Source organism: Gemmatimonadota bacterium, assembly GCA_041390125.1.
Taxonomy (GTDB): domain Bacteria; phylum Gemmatimonadota; class Gemmatimonadetes; order Longimicrobiales; family Gaopeijiaceae; genus JAGQIF01.
The window spans coordinates 125,579-149,887 of sequence record JAWKQN010000013.1 but is presented as its reverse complement, the minus strand read 5'-3'; the positions used below and the strand labels follow the sequence as shown (position 1 = coordinate 149,887).

Here is a 24,309-nt window from a genome sequence, read left to right as displayed (position 1 = left end):
CGGGGTCGTGGCCGGTTCAGGGCCCGAGCGCCCGTTCCGGCTCCGCCGGTCGGCCCGCGTCCGTCGGGGCAGCGAGATCCGCGCCCTGCTCCGGTCCGGGCGGCGCAAGCGCACCGGCCACTTCGACGTGTTCTACGCGGCATCCCCGGCACCGCACGCGCGTTTCGGAATGATCGTGCCCAAGCACCGACACACCTCCGTTGAACGGAACCGGCTCCGTCGCCGTATCCGGGAGGTCGGTCGGACCGTGGTGCTCCCCGTGCTCCGCGCCTCCGAGCGCACGCTGGACGTGCTGGTCCGCGCCCGGGCGGGTGCCTACGGGCTGGGCTTCCAGGACCTTCGCCGCGAGCTCGAGGCCGCTACGCTGGATCTATGCTCCAACACGTCGCGCTGAGCGCCATCCGGTTCTATCAGCGGGGGATCTCCCCGCTGCTCGGGAGCCACTGCCGCTTCCACCCGACGTGCTCCGAGTACACCCGCCAGGCCGTCGAGACCCACGGCACCCTGCGCGGCATCTGGTTGGGCCTGCGTCGCATCGGGCGCTGCCATCCCTTCGGTGGGTCGGGCTTCGATCCCGTCCCCGACCCCCCCTCCTCCCGCCCGGCCGGAGGGCGCTGACGTGAGGACCGAGCTTCGACTTCTGGTGGCCATCGCGCTGATGGTGGGCGTGATGGTGATCACCAACGTGATGTTCCCGCCGGTGCCACCGCCGGAGCTGCCGGCCGACTCGGTCGCCGTGGGCGACACGCTGGCGGACACCCAGGGTGCCCTGCCCCGCCTGCCGGGCGGCGACTCCGTCGAGATGGGGTCCGTGCCCGACGCGGCCGGGGCCCCCGACGCCGTCGTCGCGCCCGCCCGCGACGTGGTCGTGGAGACGCCGCTCGCCCGACTGGTGTTCACCACCCGCGGGGCCCGGCTGACGTCGGCCGAGCTCAAGCGCTTCGCCTCCTTCGCGCAGGAGGGCCCCGTCCAGCTGGTGCCCGAGAACGGGCTGCTCCCGCTGGGGCGCCGCCTGGTGGTGGGCAACGACACGCTGGACCTGCGGACCGCGCCCTTCGAGGTGTCCGCGTCCCGACTGGACGTGGCGGAGGGGGACGGCACCGAGACGCTGGCCTTCACCTGGACCCACCCGAGCGGCGCGGCCCGGATGGTGGTCGAATACGCCTTCCACCCCGAGGCCTACCGGATCGACGTCTCCGGCCGGGTGGAGGGTCTGGACGGCGCGCTGCTGCTGACCGACCTGGGCTCGGGCATCCCCTACAACGAGGCCCGTCAGCGCGACGACGACGCGGCGCTCGCGTTCGTCACCCGCCACGATCGCGACGGGATCGACTCGGAGCGCCTGAGCGGGGTGCGCCAGGGCGCCATCCTGCCCGGTCCGTTCACCTGGGTCGCGTTCAAGAGCAAGTACTTCGTCTCGGCGATGGTGGCGGGCGCGGAGGGGAACCAGGACGCGGCGTTGCACTTCGGGGGCGTGATCGTGCGACCCACCGCCCTGGAGAACCAGGCGGAGATCACCGTCGCCCAGGGGCTCGGGGCCGACGGCACCTTCCAGCGTCGTCTGTTCGTGGGGCCGCAGGAGCTGGCCCGCCTGTCCTCGCTGGGTGAGGACCTGGAGGAGGTCAATCCGTACGGATGGCGGTTCTTCCGCCCGATCGTCCGGCCCTTCACGGCGATCATCAACTGGATCCTGCTCTACCTGCACAACAGCCTGAACATCGGCTACGGCTGGGTGCTGATCATCTTCGGTGTGGCCATGCGCATCGTGCTCTGGCCCCTCAACGCCAAGGCCATGCGGGCGCAGCTGCGCAACATGGCCGCCCAGCCGCGCCTGCAGGAGATCCAGACGAAGTACAAGAACAACCCGGAGAAGCTGCAGCAGGAGATGATGAAGCTCTACAAGGAAGAGGGCTTCAATCCCCTGGCCGGGTGTCTGCCGATGCTGCTGCCCTGGCCGATCCTGATCGCGCTGTTCTTCGTCTTCCAGAACAGCATCGAGCTTCGCGGCGTGCCCTTCCTCTGGCTGCCCGACCTGTCGGCGCCCGACCCGCTCTACGTGCTGCCCGTCTTCATGGGCGTCTCCATGCTCTTCATGCAGTGGATCGGTATGCGCAACATGCCGCCCAACCCGCAGATGAAGATCATGATGTGGGTCATGCCCATCTTCCTGACCGTGCTGTTCCTCCAGTTCCCCGCGGGCCTCAACCTGTACTACGCCACCTCCAACGTGGCCACGATCCCGCAGCAGTACTGGATCTCGAAGGAGCGGGCCAAGGTGCAGGCCAAGCAGCAGGGCAAAGGAAGCAAGCCGGAGCCTGCCGGGAAGCGCTGACGCGTTGGGCTCTCCGGGTGGCGCCCGTTTCGCGCTCCCCGGCTGGATCTGCCGACACCTCCGGAGAGGCGCCCGGCGGCGGATGTGTCGGTGCGGCCGGGGAAGCACACCCGACTCGCGTTGACTCCTCCCTCACGGAGTGGACCGTGGGCCTCGATCCGGACACCATCGTTGCGCGGGCCACGCCGCCCGGTCCGGGTGCGTTGGCGGTGGTCCGTCTCTCCGGTCCTGGATCGTTCCAGATCCTCGGCGCGCTCCTCCACGGTGCGTCCGCGCCCGAACCGGGTCGCCCCGCGCTGCGCTGGGTGTACGATCCCGGGGATGGACGTCGCCTGGACCGGGTGGTCGTCACCACCCGCCGCGGACCCACCAGCTACACCGGCGAGGACACCGTCGAGCTGTCCGGCCACGGGGGATGGGTGGCCCCGGCCTCGCTGGTGGACGCCTGCATCCGCGTGGGCGCGCGCGCGGCCGAGCCCGGCGAGTTCAGCCGGCGCGCCTACCTGAACGGGAAGCTCGACCTGCTGCAGGCCGAAGCCACGCTGGATCTGGTCGAGGCCCGCAGCCGAGCGCTCCAGGACGTGGCCGCTGCCGGGCTGGACCGGGGGCTGTCGGCCCGCGTGGCGGAGCTGCGCGCCACGTTGATCGCTCTGGAGGCCCTGCTCGTGCACCACCTCGACTTTCCCGAGGAGGACGATCCGCCCGTCCCGGCCGAGCGGATCGTGGCCGAGGCCGCGAGCCTGGAGGCGCGGATCGGACGGCTGCTCGCCACGGCGCCCGAGGGAGAGCTGCTGCGCGAGGGCGCCCGGACCGTCCTGGCGGGTGTCCCCAATGCCGGGAAGTCCTCCCTCTTCAACGCCCTCCTGGGACGGGAGCGCGCCATCGTGACCGAGGTGCCCGGGACCACCCGGGACGCGCTGGAGGCCAGCGCGCAGATCGGAGGCTTCCCGTTCCTGCTCGTGGACACCGCCGGACTCAGGGAGACCGAGGACCGGGTGGAGCGCATCGGGGTCGAAGTGGCCGAGCGCTGGCTGGAGCAGGCGCACCTGGTGCTGTTCTGCGCGGAGGCCGGCCGTCCGCTGAGCGACGCGGAGCAGAGCTTCCTGACGCGAGCCCGCGCACCCGTGGTGCTGGTGCGCACCCAGGCGGACCGGCTGCCGACGGCGGAGCACGAAGGATCCGCTTCGGGATCGCGCGAGGCAGCGCATCCAGGGGACGGGGGAGCCGGGCGGACGGCAGCGCTGGAGACCGTGACGGTGTCCGCGCACACCGGGGAGGGACTCGACCGGCTCGCGTCGCTGCTGCCGCGCCTGGTGTTCACCGGTCTGGTGGACGCCGAGCCGGAGCAGCCCGTCGTGACGCGCCGCCGCCAGCGCGAGGGCCTCGAGCGTGCGCGTGCGCAGGTGGCGGCGTTCCGCGCCGGCATCGAGGAAGGCCTCCCGGCGGAGGTAGCGTCGGCTCATCTGCGCGACGCGGAGACGGCGCTGGAGGGACTGGTCGGCGTGCTTCCCCGGGAGGAGGTGCTGGACCACCTGTTCCGCGAGTTCTGCATCGGCAAATGAGCGAGGAGCGATGGACCACGAGGTGAGGGGCTACCGGATCACCGGGGTGGTGCAGGGCGTGGGGTTCCGCTGGTTCACGCAGCGCTCCGCGTGTGCGCTCGGCGTGAAGGGGACGGTGCGCAACGCCGAGGACGGTTCGGTGGAGGTCGTGGCCGTGGCGCCGGCGCGCACGCTCGAGCGCTTCGAGGCGGAGCTGGCCCGGGGCCCCAACGGTGCGCGGGTGCGCGCGGTCGAGCGCGAGAGTCCGTCGGACGCGGGCCCGTTCGGCGAGTTCCGGATCGTGCGCTGAAGGGAGCGGCCATGGAGACGCGCTACGACGTCGTGGTGGTGGGCGGCGGGCACGCCGGGGTCGAAGCGGCCGCGGCGTCCGCGCGATTGGGCGCGCGTACACTGCTGCTGACCCCCGATCTGTCACGCATCGGACAGATGAGCTGCAACCCCGCCATCGGCGGCGTGGCCAAGGGGATCGTGGCGCGGGAAGTGGACGCGCTCGGCGGCGTCATGGGGGTGGCCACGGACGCGAGCCGGATCCACTTCCGCATGCTGAACCGCAGCAAGGGAGCGGCGGTCTGGGGCCCGCGCGCGCAATGCGACCGGGGCCTGTACCCGCGCGCGGTGCGCGCGGTGCTCGATGGTCTGCCCGCGCTCGACCTGTTCCAGGACATGGTGGACGACATCGTGCTGGACCGAGGGCGCGTCGTGGGCGTCCGGACCCGCGGCGGGATCGAGGTCTCCGCAGCGGCCGTGGTGGTGACGGCGGGGACGTTCCTGCGGGGGCGCATCCACATCGGCGGGGCCGCGGGCGTCGCGGCGGGGCGTGCGGGGGAGGCGCCATCCGTCGAGCTGGCCGAGGCGCTGGAAGCGGCCGGGCTGGAGATGCGACGGTTCAAGACCGGGACGCCCCCGCGCATCGACGGGCGGAGCGTGGACTGGGACCGGGTGGAGGTGCAGGAGGGGGACGCCGAACCGTATCGCTTCAGCGCGTACGCGTCCGTCGAGCACCCGGAGCAGCGCCCCTGCTGGGTCACGTGGGCCGGCGAGGGCGTCCAGCGCGTGGTGCGGGAGAACCTGGAGCGGAGCGCGCTGTACGGCGGGGAGATCTCGGGGCGGGGACCGCGGTACTGTCCCTCGATCGAGGACAAGATCGTGCGCTTCCCGGACGCGCCCCGGCACCAGGTCTTCCTGGAGCCGGAGGGGCTCGACACCACGGAGCTGTACGTCAACGGTCTGTCGACGTCGCTGCCCGCGGAGGTTCAGCTCGCCTTCCTGCGGGAGATCCCCGGGCTGGAGTCCGCGCGCATCACCAAGGTCGGGTACGCGATCGAGTACGACTACTTCCCTCCGCACCAGCTCCTGCACACGCTCGAGGTGAAGGCCGTCGGCTCGCTGTACTTCGCGGGACAGATCAACGGGACGACGGGCTACGAGGAAGCGGCGGGGCAGGGTGTGGTCGCGGGCGCCAATGCGGCGCTGCGCGCGCTGGGGCGCCCCCCGTTCGTGCTGGAACGGGATCAGGCCTACATCGGTGTGCTGATCGATGACCTCGTGACGCGCGGCGTCGATGAGCCCTATCGACTGTTCACCTCGCGGGCGGAGTTCCGGCTCCTGCTGCGACAGGACAATGCCCCGCGGCGCCTGGGCCCTCTGGCGCGCGACATCGGGTTGCTGACTGCGGAGCAACGGGCGGCGTTGAGCGCACATGTGACGCGGGTGGAGAGCGTCCTGGAGTGGTTCCGTGCGACCGGTCTGGAGCCGAGCGCAGTGGAGACGCTGCTCGAGGGCGTCGGGAGCGCGCCCACGCGGGAGAAGACGCGGGCCGCAGTGCTGGTCACGCGGCCCGGCGTGCGCGCGCGTGAGCTCGCGGAGATCGGCGGTGCGTCGTTCCTGGGTGACCCGGAGTCGCACGGCGCCTTGGCCGCCGTGGAGGTGGAGTTGAAGTACGAAGGATACGTGGCGCGGGAGATGGAGCGCGCGCGTACGCTGCGCGAGCAGGCGGAGTTCGTCCTGCCGCAGGACCTTCCGTATCCGAGCTTCCATACCCTGTCGTTCGAGGCGCGGGAGAAGCTGGGCCGGGTGCGTCCGGAGTCGCTGGCCCAAGCGGGGCGGGTGCCCGGGATTTCGCCCGCGGACCTCCAGAACCTGGTGATGGAGGTGCGCCGGTGGCGGCGCGGCAAATAGCGTAAAAATAAGAATGCAACGGGGTGGCGGAGTCCTCGCGGAAGAGCCGCCGCTTCCAGGCCCAAAGGACCTCCGGGACTCGTAAGTCCGGGTACGAGTCCGGCTACCCGGCGCCCTCGGTAGAGACAGCGAACGACTGGCGCAGGATGGGCGTGAGCCGACGGACAGGGGTGACCGCGGGGGAGGCTGAGCGCCCGCCGTCGCGCTGGCTTCGCGTGAGCGTCGCTCCTGGCCTGCCTCGCAACGCGCCCGTCCTGGCGGGCAGCGGTTGTGTTCCGTCCCCCTGAGGTTGATCGGCGGCGTCGTGGGGGGGCTGCATCCCGGTGGCCCCGTCAGAGAGTCCGAGGGATCCTCAGGCCCCCGAATGCCCTCGAGGATCGGTTTCGCGAGGCCACGGTTTCGGGGCTGCCGCCCCGAGCTGGGCCGGGAGCGAGCTGAGGAGTAGCCTGAGCGCCGGTGGTGCGGTTGCTATACTCCAGAAGGCAGTTGGGACGACCCTGTGAGGGAATGTCGCCAACCCGGTGAAGTCGTGGCACAGGGGCGCTGCGCTACCGAGCAGGCGCTGGGTTCAATGCGGTCGCGGACCCGAGAGGGCCGGGGTGTCCCTTCTTGCCTTGGGAGCCGGCCTGGCTTTGGGCCCAGCGGTGGAGGGCTTGGTGGCCGGGCGTACGGTCGTCTCCCTTCCCGCAACCCGCGGGTCATGCCGACGCTGTGCCCGGACCTGCTGGATCCGGGCACGTGGGCGGACATCACGAGGTGGGCTCAATCCATCACGAGGTAGAGAGCTTGCTGCGTCCGCTGCCGCGGTTGGTTCGGTCCCCCCCGCGGGATGTTTCACGTTAAACATCCCCTCATCCCCGCCCCCCTTGTCTTCGGGGGTGAGTCCGGGCCGGCCTGGCGTCGGAGAGCTGCGCCTCCGAAAGTCGGAACCACTGCCGCCCCCACCGCGGACAGGTGCTTCCCGGCCTCCTGGGCTTGGGCTGGAAGCACGTCTCCGCGGATCCTTCTCCCCGACTCCCCCGACCCGAGGTCGAGCTCGTCACGGGCCGCATTCTCACCCTGGCAGGCACGCGGCCCTCGCGGCATGGGTCGTGGGGTCGGACCACCCCACAAGATCGAGGACGTGAGGCAGCAGGTCGGAGGCCGGGCAGGTGGGCGCGAATCGATGTTTCAGGAGACGAGCGCCACCATCTCACCGGTCGACGCCACGCGCGGGTCGTTGGAAACGGGCCTAGCGCCTTCCGTGCGTCCGTCTCAAGCCACGGCTTCCGGCGGGAGTTCCTCCTCCCAGCCGGCCCGCACCCGCTCGGGTTCCGCCGTCCGCGAGGTGGGGAAGACGGCGCGTTGCGGGCAGTCGAGGGCGACCGTGACGCTGCGCGACGTGCGGCTTCGGGCAGGACGGAGCGGATGAGGCGGTGGCCTGATCCCTCTCGGAGCTCGGCCGGCTGGAATAGCGCTCGCCGCACAGGGTGGCGGCCTCAGACGCTCTCTGAAAGGCGGGGCAGGGGCCAGGACGGCCCGATCTCAGGCGACCCACGCCGCCCGTTGCCCTCCGAACCCGACGGGATTCGCTCACGCCCCTACCCAGGGTCTGGCGACCTGGGGATCCTGCCCGGTTGTCCGGTTCCGGCGGCTCTGTCCGCTTCCGACCGGACGTGCTGGCGCATCGTTCACAGCGTTATCCATCCAATCTTATGCTGTCCACGCGCCCAACCGGCGGACCGAATCATGGACCGCGTCACTCACCGATCGGTGACGCGAACGCGGCTTCTGGAACGACGCGTCGACCCCCATACGTCGACCCGATCCCCGTACGTCGACCCCCGCCCCATACGCCGACCCCCGCCCCATACGTCGACTCACGCCCCACGCCTCGCCCCAGCCCTAACGCTTCTCCAACTCCACGTGCAGCTGCGTGCTCTCGGAGATCCCGTCTCCGTTGAAGTCCAACCGCGAGGTGCCGTCCCAGATCATCCGCGCGCCGGCGAAGCGCAGCGTGACGTTTCCTTCCGGTCCGGGCGCGGGTGAGACCGGTCGGAGGAACAACTGATCGCCCGCCACGCGAGCCTCCCCGGACTCCCTGGCCACCACCCCCAGGTAGACCAGCTCCACGCTGTAGTCACCGTCCGCCTCGAACGTCACGTCGAAGCGACCTCCGCTCTGGACCACGTCGACGACGACCGTTGTGTCGGAGAGGAGCCGGTGCACGAGGGTCGCGGCGCGCCACTGCCCCACCAGCGGAGCGAACGCCGGGTCCGGCCCGCTGGGACCGGTGGGGTCCGGACCCCCATCGCCGCCCCCGCACGCCACCATCGCCGAGACCCCGACTCCGAGCGCCGTCGCGCGCAGGCGCCGCACCGACCTGCCGACCGCGGCGCCACCGTTCCACCCTCTGGCCACGTCGAATCCTCCGTGAGCGGGTAGGCTCTACGTCCACGCACCCCCAAACATCGGGTCCGCCGTGGCCGCCGGCCACCGCCGCGTACCACAGGCGACTTTGCTTTACCCTCCGTTCGGTGCCCGGTATATTCGACCCCCACTCTGCGCGGGCGGGTAGATGTCCAAAGTCATCGCGGTCACGAATCAGAAAGGTGGCGTCGGGAAGACCACGACGGCCATCAACCTCGGCGCCTCGCTCGCGGTCGCGGAGAAACGGACGCTCGTCATCGACATGGACCCGCAGGGCAACGGATCCAGCGGGCTCGGGGTGGACCGGGCGGCCGGCCCGCCGTCCATCTACGAAGTGCTCGTCGGGCAGGCCGCCGTGACGGACGCGATCCGACGCGAAGTGCACTTCACCTACCTCGACGTCATCCCGTCGACCCGCGACCTGGTGGGCGCCGAGATCGAGCTCGTCGACACGGCGCAGCGCGAGACCGTCCTGCGTCGTGCCATCGAGCCGATCCGGGACGAGTACGACTTCATCCTCATCGACTGCCCGCCTTCGCTCGGGTTGCTCACGCTGAATGCGCTCACCGCGGCCGACTCCGCGCTGATCCCCATCCAGTGCGAGTTCTATGCGCTCGAAGGGCTGAGCCAGCTGCTGAACACCATCCGGCTCATCCAGCGCGGCCTCAATCCCGCGCTCGACATCGAGGGCGTCCTGCTCACGATGTACGACAAGCGCCTGAACCTCTCGCGCCAGGTCGCGGACGAAGCGCGCGACTACTTCGGCGCGAAGGTCTTCGGCACCATCGTGCCGCGGAACGTGCGGCTGGCCGAGGCTCCGAGCTTCGCCAAGCCGATCGTGCTCTACGACCTCCTCTCGGTCGGCGCGCAGTGCTACCTGGAGCTGGCCCGCGAGGTGATCGCACGCAACCGCAACGGCGGCGCTGTGCTGGCGGGTGCGCATTCCGGACCGGGCGAATGACGCAGCCCAGGAAGGAGCGGCTGGGTCGCGGCCTGAGCGCGCTCCTGGGCGAAGCGGCGGTCACCAAGCCGGCGGAGGCCCCGTCGGATCCGGCGCAGCCTGCGCGCAACGCCGACACGCAACGCGTTCCGCTCACCGACATCCGGCCCAACCCGCTGCAGCCGCGCCGTGAGTTCTCCGAGGCCGAGATCGAGGATCTCGCCCGCTCGCTGGACGAGAACGGGCTGCTGCAGCCCTTGCTCGTCCGACCCCGTCCCGACGGGCACGGCTACGAGCTGGTGGCGGGAGAGCGCCGCTTCCGCGCGGCGACGCGGCTCGGCTGGACGGACATCCCCGTCCTCGTCCGCGATGTCGACGAGCAGGAGCTGCTGGTCCTGGCGCTGGTCGAGAACCTCCAGCGGGAAGGCCTGACTCCGCTCGAGGAGGCGGAGGGCTATCGCGCGCTCCAGGACCAGTTCGGTCTGACCCACCTCGAGATCTCCAAGGCGGTGGGGAAGGACCGCAGCACCGTCACCAACAGCCTGCGCCTGCTGAACCTGCCGGCCACCGTTCGCCGCCTCCTCACCGAGGGCGCGCTGAGCGCCGGCCACGCCCGGGCGCTCCTGGCCGTGGACGATCCCGTCCGCGCGGCGGAGGTGGCGCGCCGCGCCGTGGCCGAGCAGTGGTCCGTGCGCGAGGTGGAGCGGCAGGTGCAGAAGCAGCCCAAGCCGCGACCGGCCAGCAACGGCCGCAGCGCCCCCGACCCCCACCTGGCGGCCCTCGAGCGGGCGCTCGAGGAGGCCCTCTCCACGCGGGTGCAGCTGGCTCGCCAGAAGAACGGAGCCGGCGCCATCGAGATCCCCTTCCACAACGACGAGGAGTTCGAGCGTCTCTTCGCCCTCATCACCGGGCGCGAGACCACGGACGTCCTCGGGTAGCGGCAGCCCACGATGGACGCGCCCGGCCTTTCCATCATGGTGGTGCCGGAGGGCAGCCGCTCCACCCGCACCTTCCGCTTCACGGCCACCCGCCTCCGCCTGCTGCTGGGGGGCATCGCCGCAGCGGCCCTGCTCCTGGCCGCGATGGCGGGGAGCTGGTGGTACCTGGCCGTGCGCTCCTTCCGCGTGTCCGACCTGGAGCGGCAGGTCGCTGCGCTGGAGGCCGACCGCTCCCGCATGAACGACCTGGCGCGCCAGCTCGAGGTGCTGGAGGCCGAGTACGAGCGGGTGCGGTCCTTGTTCATGCCGGCCACCGACGAGGCCGCCTCGGGGGTCTGGCTCCCCGGCACGGACGCACCGTCCCGGCGGTCCTCGGCGTCCACCGACGACGGGCGGCCCACGAGCTGGCCGCTCACCGAGCGGGGCTTCGTCACGCAGCCCCTGATCGCCGGGCCCGTCAACGAGCATCCCGGCCTGGATATTGCCACGCCCACGGATTCCTACGTGCGAGCGTCAGGGTCGGGCGTCGTCGCGGAGGTGGGAGAGGATCCGGTATACGGCAACTACGTGATGATCGATCACGTGGACGGCTACCGGACGGTGTACGCCCACGCTTCGCAGGTCCTGGTCGCTCGCGGCAACCCGGTGCGTCGAAACGAGGTAATCGCGATGAGCGGCTCAACCGGCCGCTCCACGGCTCCCCACCTGCACTTCGAGATCCTCAGAAATGGAAGGCCGGTCAATCCTCTCGAGATGGTCCGACAGCCGTAGGACGGACGCGTCGGACAAGCAGAGCGAGCGCACCCCAGACCCTTCACCCAAGGTCAAGGACCGAGCAGCGATGAATCCGCAGAACGACGCGATCATTTCGATCATCGGCCCCGGCATGAAGGTCATCGGCGACTGCATCACCGACGGCACCATGCGCGTCGAGGGCAGCGTGGAAGGCAGCATCAAGGCGGGCAAGGCGGTCGTGGTGGGCAAGGACGGGACGGTCGAGGGCAACATCGACACGCAGGATGCGGTCATCTCCGGGAAGGTCACGGGGACCGTCAACGCGGCGTCGCGCCTGGAGCTCCAGTCCACCTGCCGCATCGACGGCGAGATCTTCGTGCGCCGCATGCAGCTGGAGGAGGGCGCGATCCTGAACGGCCGGATCCACATGGGTGAGGTCAAGGCGCCCGATCTGACGCCGTCCAAGCCGTCGACGTCGGCCGCGACGAACCCCCCGCCCAAAAGCGCCCCCCAGCCCGCCACGGCCGGGAAAGCCTGAGGACGGAGGGTCGGGCGACCCGGCCTTTTCCACATGGAGGGAAACATGTGGAAATGTTTCCGACTCCACGTTCTGGTTTGAGGACCCCGGCACGGGCGAAGGGATCAGGATCGTGGATCTAGAATCACTCGTCGCCTACCTGGACGACTACCTCGGTGTGGTGGGGCACCCCGACTACGCGGACGCCCACAACGGCCTCCAGGTGTGGGGCACCCGGCCCGTGGGCCGGGTCGGTGTGGCCGTCGACGCGAGCGAGGCCACCCTGGCCGCCGCAATCCAGCGGGGCTGTGACGTCCTGGTGGTCCACCACGGGCTCTTCTGGGGCGGAGCCGCGCCCCTGACCGGCCGGCGCTACCGGAAGGCCAAGCTGCTGCTCGACGCGGGCCTCGCCCTCTACAGCGCCCACCTCCCGCTCGACGCCCATCCCGAGGTGGGCAACTCCGCCGTGCTGGCGCGCGCGCTGGGCGTCGAGATCGAAGGCCCGTTCGGCGACTACAAGGGAGCGAGCCTCGGCTGGTATGGTCGGCTGGACACACCCCGCGAGATGCTCACCACCCGCATCGAGGAGACGGTCGGGGGAGCGGTCCGTCTGATCGGGGGTGGCCCCGCCCGGGTGCGGAAGGTGGCCGTGGTCACCGGGGGAGGCGGCTCCCTGATCGGCGAGGCCGCCCGCGCCGGCATGGACGCGCTGATCACGGGCGAGGGCGCGCACCACACGTACTTCGACGCCATGGAGCTGGGCGTCAACGTCTACTACGCGGGCCACTACGCCACCGAGACCTGGGGCGTGCGCGCCCTGGCGCTCCACCTCGAGACCGAGCACGGTCTCGCATGGGAGTTCCTGGACTTCCCCACCGGGCTCTAGTCGAAGGCGCGCCGTCCGAAGGCGTGCGCATCCCGGCTGGCGCTGGGACATGCCGCTCGTCCCTCCAGCCGAACGCGAACGGGCCACCCGAACGCGTCAGGCTCCCGCCCCGTGCTCGGGCCCTTCCGGTTAGTCGGCCGTGGGCACTTCGAGTGCGCCCCCTCCTCCGCCGTTGCTCGCCACCCGGCCCACGCCTACTCTCGAATCGACGCCGTCACGCCACCACACCGACGGCGCCTGCGGCCCCGTCTGCCGAGCCCATCCGAGAGGTCCCATGAACCCGTCCCGTCGCATCGTGCGCGCCGCGCTGGCCGCGGCGCTTCTTGTCCTGCCGTTCGCGCCCACGGTCGCGGCCCAGGGCGTTCCCAGCCCGTCCTCCCGCTTCGGCTTCGAGGTGGGGGCCGACCGCCAGATGGCCAACTGGGATCAGCTCAGCGCCTACTACGACCTGCTGGCGCGCTCCTCCGACCGCGTGAGCGTGGACACGCTGGGAATGACCACCCAGGGTCACCCGTTCGTGATGCTCACCATCACGAGCCCGGAGAACCACGCGCGCATCGACGAGCTGCACGACATCCAGATGCGCCTGGCCGATCCTCGCCGCATCGCCAGCGAGGCGGAGGCCGAGCGCCTGATCGAACAGGGCCGCTCGGTGGTGTTGATCACCCACGGCATCCACGCCACCGAGGTGGGAGGCTGTCAGGGCGCGTCACGCCTGGCCTACGAGATGGCGTCCTCCAACGACGAGCGCATCCTCGACATCCTCGACAACGTGATCTTCCTGCAGATCCCGTGTCTGAATCCGGACGGGGCGCAGTGGGTGGTGGACTGGTACAACCAGAACGTCGGCACCGAGTTCGAGGCCGCGCCCATGCCCTGGCTGTACCAGACCTACGTGGGGCACGACAACAACCGGGACTGGTTCACCTACGCGCAGGTCGAGACCGAGCTGACCGTCACCGGCGCGCACAACGCCTGGCACCCGCACATCGTCCACGACATCCACCAGATGGGCAACAACGGGGCGCGCATCTTCTTCCCGCCCTACATCGATCCCATCGAGGAGAACGTGGATCCAGGTCTCACGGCGGCCGTCAACCAGCTGGGCGCGTACATGGCCGCGGACCTGACGTCCCGCAACATGCCGGGTGCGGTCATCAACGCCATCTACGACGGCTTCCATCCGGGCAGAGCCTACCAGCACTACCATGGGGGCGCACGCATCCTGAGCGAGACCGCGTCCGCGCGGCTGGCCACGCCCATCGAGCAGACGCGCGATCAACTGCGCGGAGGTCGCGAATACGAGGCCTCCGAGCAGAGCTGGAAGTACCCCATGCCGTGGACGGGTGGCCGCTGGGGCCTGCCCGAGATCGTCGAGTACCAGGTCACCGGCGCGCTGGCGCTCCTGACCAACGCGGCCCGCAACCGGCCGTACTGGCTCCGCAACTTCTACCACATCAACAAGCGGGCGGTGGAGAAGTGGGAGACCTGGCCGGAGGCGTGGGTCATCCCGGCGGACCAGGAGAACGGCGAGGGCCTGGCGTACGTGCTGCGCAGCCTGACCATGGGGGACGTCGAGGTCCGCCGCGCCGAGCAGGCGTTCCGCGCCGGTGGCCGTGACGTGCCGGCCGGCAGCTACGTGATCCCGATGCGGCAGCCGTACGCATCCTACGCCCAGACGCTCCTGGACGTGCAGCACTATCCGGACCTGCGCGAGTATCCGGGCGGCCCGCCCAAGCGCCCCTACGACGTGACGGGTCACACGCTTCCGTTGCTCATGGACGTGGAGGCCTTCATGGTCCGCGAGCCGGTGACGGCCCGCCTGTCCGATCCCATCCCCGTGCAGGACTGGGCGTGGGAGCTGCCGGCCACGCTCACGGGCGAGCGTGCGCCCCGCATCGCGCTGTACAAGGGCTGGCAGGAGCCGATGATCGCCGGCTGGACCCGGTGGGTGTTCGACCAGCACGAGCTGCAGTACGACACCCTGCACAACGAGGACGTGCGGGGGAACCTGAACGACCGCTACGACGTGATCGTCTTCCAGAGCCAGAGCCCCACGTCCATCACCAACGGGTACCGGGAGGGCGTGGTGCCCGCGCAGTACGCGGGCGGGATCGGGGAGGAAGGCCAGGCGGCGCTCCGGCGCTTCGTGGAGCAGGGCGGGCGGATCGTGGCCATGGAGGAGTCCACGGATCTCTTCATCGACCTGTTCGACCTGCCCATCGAGAACCCGGTCGAAGGCGTGCGCCCGCAGGACTTCTACATCCCGGGCTCCATCCTCCGACTGGACATGGAGGGGCAGGCCGACCCCACCATCGCCTGGTATTGGGGCGACAGCCGGGCCTTCGACGTGAGCGGCGACCAGGTCCAGGTGCACGCCCGGTACGGCTCGGGCGATCCTCTGCTCTCCGGCTGGGTACTCGGGGGCGACCGGATCGCGGGGAAGCCCGCCCTCGTCTCGGCCCGCGTGGGCCGCGGGGACGTGGTGCTCTTCGCCTTCCAGCCCAACTACCGCTCGCAGACGGTGGCCACGTGGCCGCTGCTCTGGCGGGCGCTGACACCGCAACGCAACGGCCCGGTCTTCTGAGCAAGGCGGGCCGCGCAGCCTCGAGAGCGAAAGACCTACGATGACCTGTCCGACCTGTGGGAACGCCGACGCCAGCGGCAACTTCTGCGCGAGCTGCGGCACGTCGCTCCAGGCCCGCCACTGCACGAGCTGTGGGCAGGCCGCCCAGCCGGGGGCACGCTTCTGCGCGTCCTGCGGGGCCAACCTGACCACCGGCGAGCCGCCCCGGGCGGCCCCGCCCCGCCCCGCGGGCTATGCTTCGCCCCCGGTCTCGTCGGCTCCGCCGCCGGCCACCGGCCTGTCCTCGGCCACCCTCGGTTGGGCGGCGGCGGGCCTGCTGTTGCTCGGGGCCATCCTGATCGTGGGGCTGCCGCGCCTGACGGGGGGCCAGGCACCTCCGCCGGTCAACGCCGCGGCCCCCTTCGCGAATGGTGCGGCCGGGACGGGCGCCCCGCCCGACCTGTCCACGATGACGCCGCGCGAAGCGGCCGATCGGTTGTGGGACCGCGTGGTGCGGTCCGCCGAAGCCGGCGACTCCGTCCAGGCGCGTCAGTTCGTGCCCATGGGCATCGCGGCGTACCAACGGGTGGGGACGCTGGACGCGGACGGCCTCTACCACCTCTCCATGCTGCAGCGGATCGGCGGGGACTTCGAAGGCGCGCGCGCCACGGCCGAGCAGATCCTGGCCGAGGATCCGAACCACCTGCTCGGGCTGGCGGCGGCCGCCGAGGCTGCCCGCGAGGAGGGCGAGGCCGACGCGGCGACACGCTACTACCAACAGCTGCTGGACGTGTACGACACGGAGCTGGGTCGCGCGCTCCCCGAGTACCAGGCGCACACCAACGCCATGCCGGGATTGCTCGAGGACGCGCGCGCCGCGACGGGGAGCGCGCGCTGAGCGCCGAGGGCGGTGCCGCGGATCCTTCGCAGCGGGCTGGACCGCCGCTGACGGGCCAGCGGCGCGGCCAGAAGGAGACGGAGGACGAACGGCTCCTGCGGAGTCCTGTCGCCCGACCGCCCGAACAACGGATCGTGGGCAAGGACGCCTGGCGCGTCTTCCGCATCATGGGGGAGTTCGTGGAGGGCTACGACGCCCTGGCCGACCTGGGACCGGCCGTGTCCATCTTCGGCTCGGCCCGCGTGACGCCCGACGACCCGATGTACCAGCTCTGCGTGGCCACCGCACGGCAGCTCGGGCAGGCGGGGTTCGACATCATCACCGGTGGCGGACCGGGGATCATGGAGGCGGCCAACCGGGGCGCGAAGGACGCGGGCGTGCGCTCGGTGGGGTGCAACATCGAGCTGCCCTTCGAGCAGGGCACGAACGCGTACGTCGATATCGCGGTGAACTTCCGCTACTTCTTCGTCCGCAAGACCATGTTCATCAAGTACGCCCAGGGGTTCGTGATCTTCCCCGGCGGGTACGGCACCATGGACGAGCTGTTCGAGGCGCTGACGCTCATCCAGACCGGCAAGGTGCACAACTTCCCGGTCGTGATGATGGGGAAGAGCTACTGGACGGGTCTGCTCGACTGGTTGCGCTCGTCCATGGCGCACGAAGGCAAGATCGCGCCCGACGACCTGGATCTGATCCTGGTCACGGACGATCCGCAGGAAGCCGTCGCACACATGCGCAGCCGGTACATGGGCTTCCTGAGCGAGGCCCCCGCGACGCCGTAGCGGACCCGTTCGCGGTCCCTACGCCCGCACCCGGCCCGGCGGGTGTCTGTGAGGCGAAGCGGTGCCGCGATGGGAAGCCGCGGTGCCGCTAGTCGATCACGAACGTGATCTGGTTCCCGCCCGCGACGATCTGCCCCTCGTACTGCCGGGCGATCGTGGCGAGCAGCACGGGATCGGGCGAGCGCACCTCCAGGCCCACCATCACCGACGGGCCACTGCCCCCGCCGAGCGTCCACTTCCGCCAGCGGTAGTCCGCGGTCCCGTATCCGAAGTCGAAGCCGTCCGGCAGCTCGTCGAGCAGCTCGGGCGGAATCACCCGCCAGTCCGCCGGAGCGGGGAAGGCGCTCTCCCGCGCGTGGTGCTCCAGCGCCGCGAGTCGGATGGTGGTGAAGTCCGCCATCACGTGGGCCGCGTCCGCCTTGATCGTGACGTTGCGGTAGATCGGGATCGAGATGTTCACGAGGATCCCGACCAGCGTCATCGTGACGAGCAGCTCGACGATCGTGAAGCCGCGCCGGCGCCGCTCCGGGGTGGTCACGGGGCCAACCCGGGATGCACCCGCGCCGCGGCGGTCTGGTAGGGCGTGAGGTCGTCGCCTTCGCGGAACGTCAGCACCGTGCGGCCGGCGTCCACGGTCAGGACGTAGGACGAACCGTTGGTGTGGTAGCGGACCGTCCGCTCCTGCGGGTCGACCTCGGCGAGGGTCGCCGGTAGGCGACCGTGCATGGTGCGGAAGGCCTCGAGCTGGCGCTGCACCACGAAGATGGCAAAGCGCCCCGCCCCCTCGTCCTGGGCCGCCGTGAAGGCCGGACCTGTTTCGCGGACGCTCCAGATGTTGAAGACGGTCAGCACCACGAAGGCGGGGACCGTCACCAGCGCGAGCAGGGGCGCGCGCGAGCGGCGGGGCGGCGGAGGGACGTTCCGGTCGCGCCGTTGCGCTTCCTCGCGGTAGAACTCGCTGAGGTAGCGGGAGGCCTGGTCGGCCGAGGAGTGGGACTCGACGGATGTGCTCATGGGGACTGCCTGCGGGTAGAGCAAGTTCCTTGCCCTCCCCGGGAGGAGGAGCCGACCCGGGCGAGCGCTACGCGGCCGCCCGCCGCAACGCCGCCTTCACGCGGGAGATGAGGCGCGCGGGGTCGATCGGCTTGCGGATGTAGTCGTCGGCACCTTGGTCCATGAGCTGGAACTCGAGGGACTCGTCCTCGGCTCCGGTGAGGATGATCACCGGCAGGCCGGCCGTCTCGATCGAGCCGCGAACGGCCTGCAGGACCTCCCGGCCGTCCAGCTCCGGCATGTTGAGATCGAGCAACAGGATCGAGATGTCCTTGCCCTGCTGCAGCCGCGTCAGGGCCTCGAGCCCGTCCTTGGCTTCCTCCACGCGGAAGCCCGCCTTTTCGAGGAGCTTGCGGGCCAGCATGCGGTTCATGGCGTCGTCGTCCACGACCAGTACCAGGTCGTCCGAGGTCGCGTCCGCGGGCGCGCTCGCTGACGTAGTGGGCGCCGGCCGTGTGTGGGCGTGTGCAGCACCCGCTACCGTGGCTCCCGCGTCTTCGGGCGGGCTCGGCGGCGCCGGAGCTTGGGGAACCAGAGGGACATGCGCCTGCTCGACGACCTCGCCGAGCACGCGTTCGACCTCGGAGGCCGTGGTCACGCCCCGCTCCACCAGCGTCGTGGCCACCGTGTGCATGGTGCGCATGCCGCCGTGCTCGACGGCTGCGCGCTCGATGTCGGAGAGGGGAGCACCCGACAGGATGAGGCGCGTGATCTCCTCGTCCACCGAGAGCAGCTCGACCACCGGCAGGCGCGAGCGGTAGCCGCTGCCGCCACAGGGCTCGCACCGGCCGCCAGCTCCCTTGCAGGTCGTGCACACGCGGCGGACGAGGCGCTGCGCGAGGGACGCGCGGAGCGAGCCCGCCACGGCGGCGCGATCGAGTCCGATGTCGAGCAGACGCTGCACGGCGCTCACCGCGTCGTTGGTATGCAGCGTGGCCAGCACGAGGTGTCCGGTCATGGCGGCCTGCACGGCTACCTCCGCCGTCTCCAGGTCACGGATCTCACCCACCAGGATGATGTCGGGATCCTGGCGCAGGATCGCGCGCAGCGTGGAGGCGAACGTCACCTTGCGGCGCGAGTCCACCTGGATCTGTGTGATCCCGGGGAGCTCGTACTCGATGGGATCCTCGACGGTCATGATGTTGACCTCTTCCGTCGAGAGCTCGCGGAGCGCCGAGTAGAGCGTGGTGGTCTTTCCGGACCCGGTCGGGCCGGTCACGACCACGATGCCGTCGCGTCCCTTGAGCGTCTGGCGGAAGCGCTGGACCTCCAGCGGGTGCATGCCCGTCTCGCCCAGGCCCTCGATGGAGCGCCCCTGGTCCAGGATGCGGATGACCGCCTTCTCGTGATCGCGCGCGGGCACCGTGGAGATGCGCAGATCGTAGTTGCCGCCTCCGACGCGCACGCGCGCGCGCCCGTCCTGCGGGCGGAGCCGGTCGGCGATGTCCATCTTGCCCATGACCTTGATGCGCGAGATCACGCGCACGAGCGCCGGCATCGGCATCTCCAGGTGACGGCGCAGCACGCCGTCCACCCGGAAGCGCACCACGCCGGACTCCCGCTCGGGCTGGAGATGGATGTCGCTGGCGCCCTGCTCGATGGCCTTGACCAGGATGAGGTTGGTCAGGCGGATGACGGGCTCGGAGTCCACCTCGGTCTTGCTCGGCCCGGTGTCGATGTCCTGCTCGACGACCTGGATGCCGGTCTCCTCCTGCATGGCGGCGTCGAGCAGCCGGCCGACCTTCTGGTTGGGCTGGTCGTAGAGCTGATCCATCCGTTCCAGGAGACGGGCCGGAGACGCCACCTCCAGCCGGACCTTTCGTCCGGAGGCGAAGGCGGCGGCCTGCTCGGCCTCCAGGTCGGTCGGGTTGGCCACCGCCACGACGAGCTGATGGTAGTCCGCGCGGACGGGAAGGATGAGGTGCTGGCGGGCCACCGAAGCCGGCAGCAGACGGAGCACACCGGGCTCGATGGTCGTGAGGTCCGCCACCTTCGTGCGGTAGCGCGCCGCCACCAGTTGCGCGATCCGGTCCTGGTCCATGGCGCAGCGATCGGAGGCCAGGCGCCAGGCCTGTTCGACGGTCTGGGCCAGCGGGATCGTCAGTTCCGCAGCGCCCGGGACGCCGGCGCGCTGGAGGACGCGCACAAGCCAGTGCCCACCCGCGGCGGGTGTGGTCCCGGCGGGTGCGGGCGATGCGCTCTGTGCGTGGCTGTGGAGAACGCTCACTCGGCCCCGAGACCCCTTTCCGTGTGCGGCTCACCCCTTCGAAGGGGCGCTCCTTCCGAGTATCGGCCGGTTCGAGGCGGCACGTTGAGCCTCCCGGGACGGCCGGTGCTGGGGATACGGTGCAACGTATGGCAGAAAGCGTGCCCGCCCCGGCGTGCCCGTGGCGCGACCGGAAAGGCCCGCGGGCGGCAGGTTCGACCGGGTCCGGCGGCACTTCCGGCCGCACCGCCCCTGGACCCGGACGAAGCGTCAACTTCCCCTCCCCCCTGACCGATACTCTCCCGTGGAGAGGGCCTCCCCCCCGGAGGCCTCCGTACCGCCATTCCTGCGGGGTACCGCCTAACGTGCTGGTCCTCATCGGCTTCGCCATCGTGCTGGGCAGCATCGTCGGCGGCTTCATGATGCACGGCGGCAACCTCCTGGTGCTCATCCAGGTCTCCGAGTTCATCATCATCGGAGGAGCCGCGCTGGGGTCGTTGCTGATCTCGAGCACCCCCCAGACCGTCGTCCAGCTCGTCAAGGACGTCCTGGGGCTGCTCAAGCCCAATCCGTACAGCAAGTCCGCCTACAAGGACCTGCTGGCGGTGCTGTACGAGCTGTTCTACACGGCGCGCCGCGAGGGCCTGATCGGCATCGAGCAGCACGCCGAGAAGCCGCACGAGAGCAGCATCTTCAAGCGGTATCCCACGTTCGCCCGCAACCACCACGCCGTGGGCTTCCTCACCGACACCTTGAAGGTCCTGCTCACGGGCACCATCCCGGAGCACAACCTCTCGGAGATCCTGGAGCTGGACCTGGAGCGCCATCACGAAGCCGGCAAGGTGGTCCCCAAGGCGCTGGCCACGGTGGGCGACGCGCTTCCGGGCTTCGGGATCGTGGCCGCCGTGCTGGGCGTGATCATCACCATGGGCCACATCGGGGGCTCCCCCGAGGAGATCGGCCACAAGGTGGGCGCGGCACTGGTGGGGACGTTCCTGGGCGTGCTGGGCGCCTACGGGGTCATGCACCCCCTCGCGGCCGCGCTCGAGAGCCGGGGCCGCAGCGAGCACGCCTACATGGACTGCATCCGTGTGGGCATCCTCTCGTTCGCGCGCGGCGACGCGCCGCTCACGTCCGTCGAGTTCGCCCGTCGCGCCATCATCTCCGAGGACCGCCCCTCCTTCGTCGAGCTCGAAGAGCTGACGAACAAGGCGTCCGAGCAGGCGAAGGCGGCGGCCTGATGCACGACCACGGCGCCCCACCGGTCATCCGGATCGTCAAGAAGAAGGGACACCACGACGGCCACCACGGCGGGGCCTGGAAGGTGGCGTACGCCGACTTCGTGACGGCGATGATGGCCTTCTTCCTGGTGATGTGGGTGGTGGGGATGGATCAGCCCGCCAAGGACGTGGTCCAGGCCTACTTCAACAACCCCCTGGGCTACCGCGACCAGGCGGGTGCCGGCACGAGCGCCGCGCTGGCGGGCAGCACCGGGCTGCCCACCACCACCCAGAGCGCGCTCTTCGAGATGCTTCAGCGACGGCACCGGGAGGAGCGGGCTCGCCTCGAGGAGACCGCGGAGCATCTGCGGAACGATCTCTCCGAGGTCATGGAACGGGAGGGCCTGGCCGGCGCCATCGACGTCCAGGTGGGCGACGACGGGCTCCGGATCGAGCTGGCCGAGTCCGACGACGGCCCCACCTTCTTCTCGCTGGGCTCGGCGCAGCTGACCGACCCGGCGCAGGCCGTCCTGCAGGTGGTCGCGCGCGAGCTGGCGGAGCAGCCCAACGGCATCATCGTCGAGGGGCATACGGATGCCCGACCCCTCTCCCAGAGCGGCTACACGAACTGGGAGCTCTCCAATGACCGGGCCAACGCGGCGCGTCGGGCGCTGGAGGGCGCAGGGCTCGATCCGAGGCGCGTGAACGAGGTGCGCGGATACGCCGATCGCAAGCTCCGGCTCGCCGGCCAGCCCGAGGATCCGGCCAATCGCCGGGTCACGATCTTCCTGCCCTTCCTGTACGCGGCGCCCCAACCCCCGACGCCCTAGGCTACCGGACGGATCAGCCGGCGGGGGCACTCCCTTCGTCCGCCATCCGCTCCAGCGTCCGGGTCAACTCCCCGAAGTCGAAGGGCTTGGCGAGCCAGGGGATGCCGCGCCGCTCCAGCTCCTCGCGGGTGGCCCACCGTGCGACGTCCGCCGTGAGCATGAGGATCCGGCCCGGAAGGATCGCTTCGTCCAGCAGCCGGGCCAGGAGGCGGAGCCCGTCGCCCGGCATGTTCACGTCCAGGATCGCCAGGTCGAACCCGCCCGCGCGGGCCAGGACCAGGGCCCGATCGGCGTCGGGCGCCTCGGTGACGCGGTGCCCCCGGTCCTCGAGGGTGAGGCGGATGGCGAGGCGCAACATCGCCTCGTCATCGGCGAGCAGCACGTGGAGGGGTCGGAGGGGTGCGTCCACGGATCCGGATTGCCGACCTACCAGGGACGGGGCGGGGGATCGCGCTTCGCGATCCCTCCTGCGGGGGGTGCGCTCCGTCGGGAAGCGACCGGAACGTCGCACATCGCGGGCCACGACTCCACTGCGGGAGCGGTGCGCGACCCGATCCGATGCCGCTTCCCGCCACTCCGGGTGAGCGGTGGCGCCGGATGCGGCGGCACCGACGCGGGGGAGACCGTCGATCGGTCCCCGCGCCCATCGACCTCGGACCCGCGTACCCTCATGGACTCCCGGACCGCCGTGCCGCCCCTTCGCACCCTCCTGTGCCTGGCCGCCCTGACCGTACCCGTCGCCCTTCCGGCCACGCCGTCGAGCGCACAGGAGGCCGGTGAGGTGCAGACGGTGCAGGGCTGGAATGTCCGCTATCCCATCCCGAGCGGCTGGGCCCTCGTCCGGGCCGAGGGGCGCGTCCGCGTGTTCCAGGACCCGACGCGATCGGCGACCCTCATCGCCGCCCCGGGCGTCAGCGCGACCCCCGCCGAGATCCAGAACGAGCTGGTCGCCCTGGCCGGGGCGCTGGGGCTGCAGGGAACCCCCAGCACGGACCTGCACGCGACCACGGTGTCGGGGCGGCCCGTCATCGCGGGCGAATACGATCTCGTCAGCCCCTCGACGGGACAGCGGGTCGCGGGACGTTCGCTTACCCTCCAGGGCGGCGACGGCACGTCCTTCGGCATGGTGGTGCTGACGTCTCCGGAGCGCTTCGCCGCGATCCGGGACGAGGTGGACCGACTGGTGGGGGCCGTCGAGATCGGCGCGCCCACCCTCGACGCGGCGGCCGTCGCGGCCCTGGCGGGGCGGTGGACGTTCTACTCGGGGAACTCCTCCCCGAGCATCGCGGGCAGCGGCTCCTGGGCGCACTCGTACGAGGAGACCGTGGCCTTCGACGGGGTGGGCTCCTTCGAGTTCACGTCGTCCTCGTCCGTGGGGGCGTCGAGCGCCCGGACGAACGAGGGATCCTGGTCGGACGTGTCCAGCATCGGAGGGGGGAACGCGCAGGGGACCTACACGGTGATCGGCAACACGATCGTGATCACGACCCCCCAGGGCCGGGCCGCCTACGAGTACGCGCTGCGGGGAGGGGCCCTGGTGGCGGGCGGAAAGACCTACATCCGCGGGAGCTGACGCTCAGACGGTGGCTTCGGCGCCCTGGCGCGTGAGGTCCACCAGAAGGGTCTCGAGCTCCCCGCGGAGCTGGGTGCGCACACGGGCCGCGGCCGGTGCGGTCGTGGGATCGGCCGGCGGGTCCAGCTGCTCGATGAGATGCAGCGCGTGGACGATGTGGTCCACCATCCGGCCGGCCGGCCGGGCGGCCGGGACCCGCAGGTCGCGCTCCAGATCGTCGAGCACGCCTTCGATCAGCCGCAGGGCGACCCCCACGTTGTAGAACGCTCGTTCCGGTCTGGTCTCGATGCGGGATCCCATGGTCACGAGCCCCGGACTCAAAGATCACCGCTGTCGAGGAGGCGGTCGGCCACCTGCGACAGGATCTGGGGCTGGTCGTAGTAGCCCTGGGCCACACGGGCCCGGAGCTCGGCGGTACGGTCCGGGGAGGTCTCGCCGGCCGTCGGGGCGGCCTCGGCTTCTGCCGTCTCCCGGGCGCGGGCCTGCTCGGCCAGGGCGCGGGCGGCGTCGGAGATCTCAACCCGGTCCATACGGGCCACCGGCGGTATCGGGCGGGCCTTCTGCTCGCCGCCGACCGGGGGCTCCTCGCGGATGCGCCCAGCGCCATCGGACCGGAGGCCTTCCGGCTTCGAGTCGGGGATGCGCATGTCACGTCTCCTGGGTGTGGTTCGGTCCTGCTTGTCT

General features: G+C 70.8%; 24 protein-coding genes. 17 read left to right on the top strand and 7 right to left on the bottom strand.

The annotated features are described in order from the left end of the window. The first annotated feature begins 7 nt into the window (after positions 1-7). The 6 genes from rnpA (at position 8) to mnmG (ending at position 6,072) form a co-directional block, all read left to right on the top strand. Positions 8-394 carry a ribonuclease P protein component gene (rnpA, locus tag R3E98_15445; protein ID MEZ4424805.1) on the top strand — a complete coding sequence of 129 codons (387 nt, stop codon included), beginning with the start codon at positions 8-10 and terminating at the stop codon, positions 392-394. Next, positions 373-618: a membrane protein insertion efficiency factor YidD gene (gene yidD, locus R3E98_15440; protein ID MEZ4424804.1), complete on the top strand. Its 246-nt coding sequence runs from the start codon at positions 373-375 to the stop codon at positions 616-618. Before rnpA ends, yidD begins: the two co-directional genes overlap by 22 nt. Position 619: 1 nt before the next feature. Continuing rightward, complete coding sequence (gene yidC, locus R3E98_15435) at positions 620-2,332, top strand: membrane protein insertase YidC (protein ID MEZ4424803.1); 1,713 nt, start codon at positions 620-622, stop codon at positions 2,330-2,332. 146 nt (positions 2,333-2,478) lie between these two features. Continuing rightward, positions 2,479-3,894, top strand: coding sequence for a tRNA uridine-5-carboxymethylaminomethyl(34) synthesis GTPase MnmE (mnmE, locus tag R3E98_15430; GenBank protein ID MEZ4424802.1), 1,416 nt, complete (start codon positions 2,479-2,481; stop codon positions 3,892-3,894). A 10-nt stretch (positions 3,895-3,904) separates the two neighbouring features. Further along, the gene (locus R3E98_15425) at positions 3,905-4,183 is read left to right on the top strand and encodes an acylphosphatase (GenBank protein ID MEZ4424801.1); all 279 of its coding nucleotides are present in this window, start codon (positions 3,905-3,907) and stop codon (positions 4,181-4,183) included. Positions 4,184-4,194: 11 nt separating this feature from the next. After that, a complete protein-coding gene (mnmG, locus tag R3E98_15420) occupies positions 4,195-6,072 on the top strand; it encodes a tRNA uridine-5-carboxymethylaminomethyl(34) synthesis enzyme MnmG (protein ID MEZ4424800.1) in 1,878 nt (625 codons plus the stop codon). Between the two features lie 1,884 nt (positions 6,073-7,956). Here the strand turns inward: mnmG and R3E98_15415 are convergent. Continuing rightward, entirely contained in the window at positions 7,957-8,472 is a 516-nt protein-coding gene (locus tag R3E98_15415) for a hypothetical protein (protein MEZ4424799.1), read from the bottom strand. Positions 8,473-8,629: 157 nt separating this feature from the next. On the opposite strand from R3E98_15415, the gene R3E98_15410 reads away from it, so the two are divergent. From R3E98_15410 to R3E98_15375, 8 genes are all read left to right on the top strand, one after another. Further along, a complete protein-coding gene (locus R3E98_15410) occupies positions 8,630-9,442 on the top strand; it encodes an AAA family ATPase (GenBank protein ID MEZ4424798.1) in 813 nt (270 codons plus the stop codon). Continuing rightward, positions 9,439-10,359: a ParB/RepB/Spo0J family partition protein gene (locus tag R3E98_15405; protein MEZ4424797.1), complete on the top strand. Its 921-nt coding sequence runs from the start codon at positions 9,439-9,441 to the stop codon at positions 10,357-10,359. Before R3E98_15410 ends, R3E98_15405 begins: the two co-directional genes overlap by 4 nt. Positions 10,360-10,371: 12 nt before the next feature. After that, positions 10,372-11,130 carry a M23 family metallopeptidase gene (locus R3E98_15400; protein MEZ4424796.1) on the top strand — a complete coding sequence of 253 codons (759 nt, stop codon included), beginning with the start codon at positions 10,372-10,374 and terminating at the stop codon, positions 11,128-11,130. 70 nt (positions 11,131-11,200) lie between these two features. Next, positions 11,201-11,632 carry a polymer-forming cytoskeletal protein gene (locus tag R3E98_15395; GenBank protein ID MEZ4424795.1) on the top strand — a complete coding sequence of 144 codons (432 nt, stop codon included), beginning with the start codon at positions 11,201-11,203 and terminating at the stop codon, positions 11,630-11,632. 112 nt (positions 11,633-11,744) lie between these two features. Then, the gene (locus tag R3E98_15390) at positions 11,745-12,497 is read left to right on the top strand and encodes a Nif3-like dinuclear metal center hexameric protein (protein MEZ4424794.1); all 753 of its coding nucleotides are present in this window, start codon (positions 11,745-11,747) and stop codon (positions 12,495-12,497) included. Positions 12,498-12,771: 274 nt separating this feature from the next. Continuing rightward, entirely contained in the window at positions 12,772-15,084 is a 2,313-nt protein-coding gene (locus R3E98_15385) for a M14 family zinc carboxypeptidase (GenBank protein ID MEZ4424793.1), read from the top strand. A 40-nt stretch (positions 15,085-15,124) separates the two neighbouring features. Next, positions 15,125-15,961: a zinc ribbon domain-containing protein gene (locus R3E98_15380; protein ID MEZ4424792.1), complete on the top strand. Its 837-nt coding sequence runs from the start codon at positions 15,125-15,127 to the stop codon at positions 15,959-15,961. A 95-nt stretch (positions 15,962-16,056) separates the two neighbouring features. Further along, on the top strand, positions 16,057-16,743 hold the full coding sequence (locus R3E98_15375; GenBank protein MEZ4424791.1) for a TIGR00730 family Rossman fold protein: 687 nt from the start codon (positions 16,057-16,059) through the stop codon (positions 16,741-16,743). Between the two features lie 88 nt (positions 16,744-16,831). Here R3E98_15375 and R3E98_15370 read toward each other — a convergent pair whose 3' ends face one another. The 3 genes from R3E98_15370 to R3E98_15360 form a co-directional block, all read right to left on the bottom strand. Beyond that, the gene (locus R3E98_15370) at positions 16,832-17,281 is read right to left on the bottom strand and encodes a prepilin-type N-terminal cleavage/methylation domain-containing protein (GenBank protein ID MEZ4424790.1); all 450 of its coding nucleotides are present in this window, start codon (positions 17,279-17,281) and stop codon (positions 16,832-16,834) included. Then, positions 17,278-17,757 (bottom strand): hypothetical protein, encoded by a 480-nt coding sequence (locus R3E98_15365; protein MEZ4424789.1) that lies wholly within the window; start codon positions 17,755-17,757, stop codon positions 17,278-17,280. The genes R3E98_15370 and R3E98_15365 overlap by 4 nt, the downstream gene beginning before the upstream one ends. Positions 17,758-17,824: 67 nt before the next feature. Continuing rightward, entirely contained in the window at positions 17,825-20,023 is a 2,199-nt protein-coding gene (locus R3E98_15360) for an ATPase, T2SS/T4P/T4SS family (protein MEZ4424788.1), read from the bottom strand. 344 nt (positions 20,024-20,367) lie between these two features. Between R3E98_15360 and motA the strand changes: the two genes are divergently transcribed. Together motA and R3E98_15350 are read left to right on the top strand one after the other, a co-directional pair. Beyond that, positions 20,368-21,243: a flagellar motor stator protein MotA gene (gene motA / locus R3E98_15355; protein MEZ4424787.1), complete on the top strand. Its 876-nt coding sequence runs from the start codon at positions 20,368-20,370 to the stop codon at positions 21,241-21,243. Continuing rightward, a complete protein-coding gene (locus tag R3E98_15350) occupies positions 21,243-22,052 on the top strand; it encodes a flagellar motor protein MotB (protein MEZ4424786.1) in 810 nt (269 codons plus the stop codon). The genes motA and R3E98_15350 overlap by 1 nt, the downstream gene beginning before the upstream one ends. Positions 22,053-22,065: 13 nt before the next feature. Here R3E98_15350 and R3E98_15345 read toward each other — a convergent pair whose 3' ends face one another. After that, positions 22,066-22,461 carry a response regulator gene (locus R3E98_15345; GenBank protein ID MEZ4424785.1) on the bottom strand — a complete coding sequence of 132 codons (396 nt, stop codon included), beginning with the start codon at positions 22,459-22,461 and terminating at the stop codon, positions 22,066-22,068. Positions 22,462-22,722: 261 nt separating this feature from the next. On the opposite strand from R3E98_15345, the gene R3E98_15340 reads away from it, so the two are divergent. After that, positions 22,723-23,625, top strand: a complete 903-nt coding sequence (locus tag R3E98_15340) for a hypothetical protein (protein ID MEZ4424784.1) — start codon at positions 22,723-22,725, stop codon at positions 23,623-23,625. A 3-nt stretch (positions 23,626-23,628) separates the two neighbouring features. Here R3E98_15340 and R3E98_15335 read toward each other — a convergent pair whose 3' ends face one another. Beyond that, on the bottom strand, positions 23,629-23,931 hold the full coding sequence (locus tag R3E98_15335; GenBank protein ID MEZ4424783.1) for a hypothetical protein: 303 nt from the start codon (positions 23,929-23,931) through the stop codon (positions 23,629-23,631). 11 nt (positions 23,932-23,942) lie between these two features. After that, on the bottom strand, positions 23,943-24,272 hold the full coding sequence (locus R3E98_15330) for a flagellar biosynthesis anti-sigma factor FlgM (GenBank protein MEZ4424782.1): 330 nt from the start codon (positions 24,270-24,272) through the stop codon (positions 23,943-23,945). Positions 24,273-24,309 lie beyond the last annotated feature (37 nt).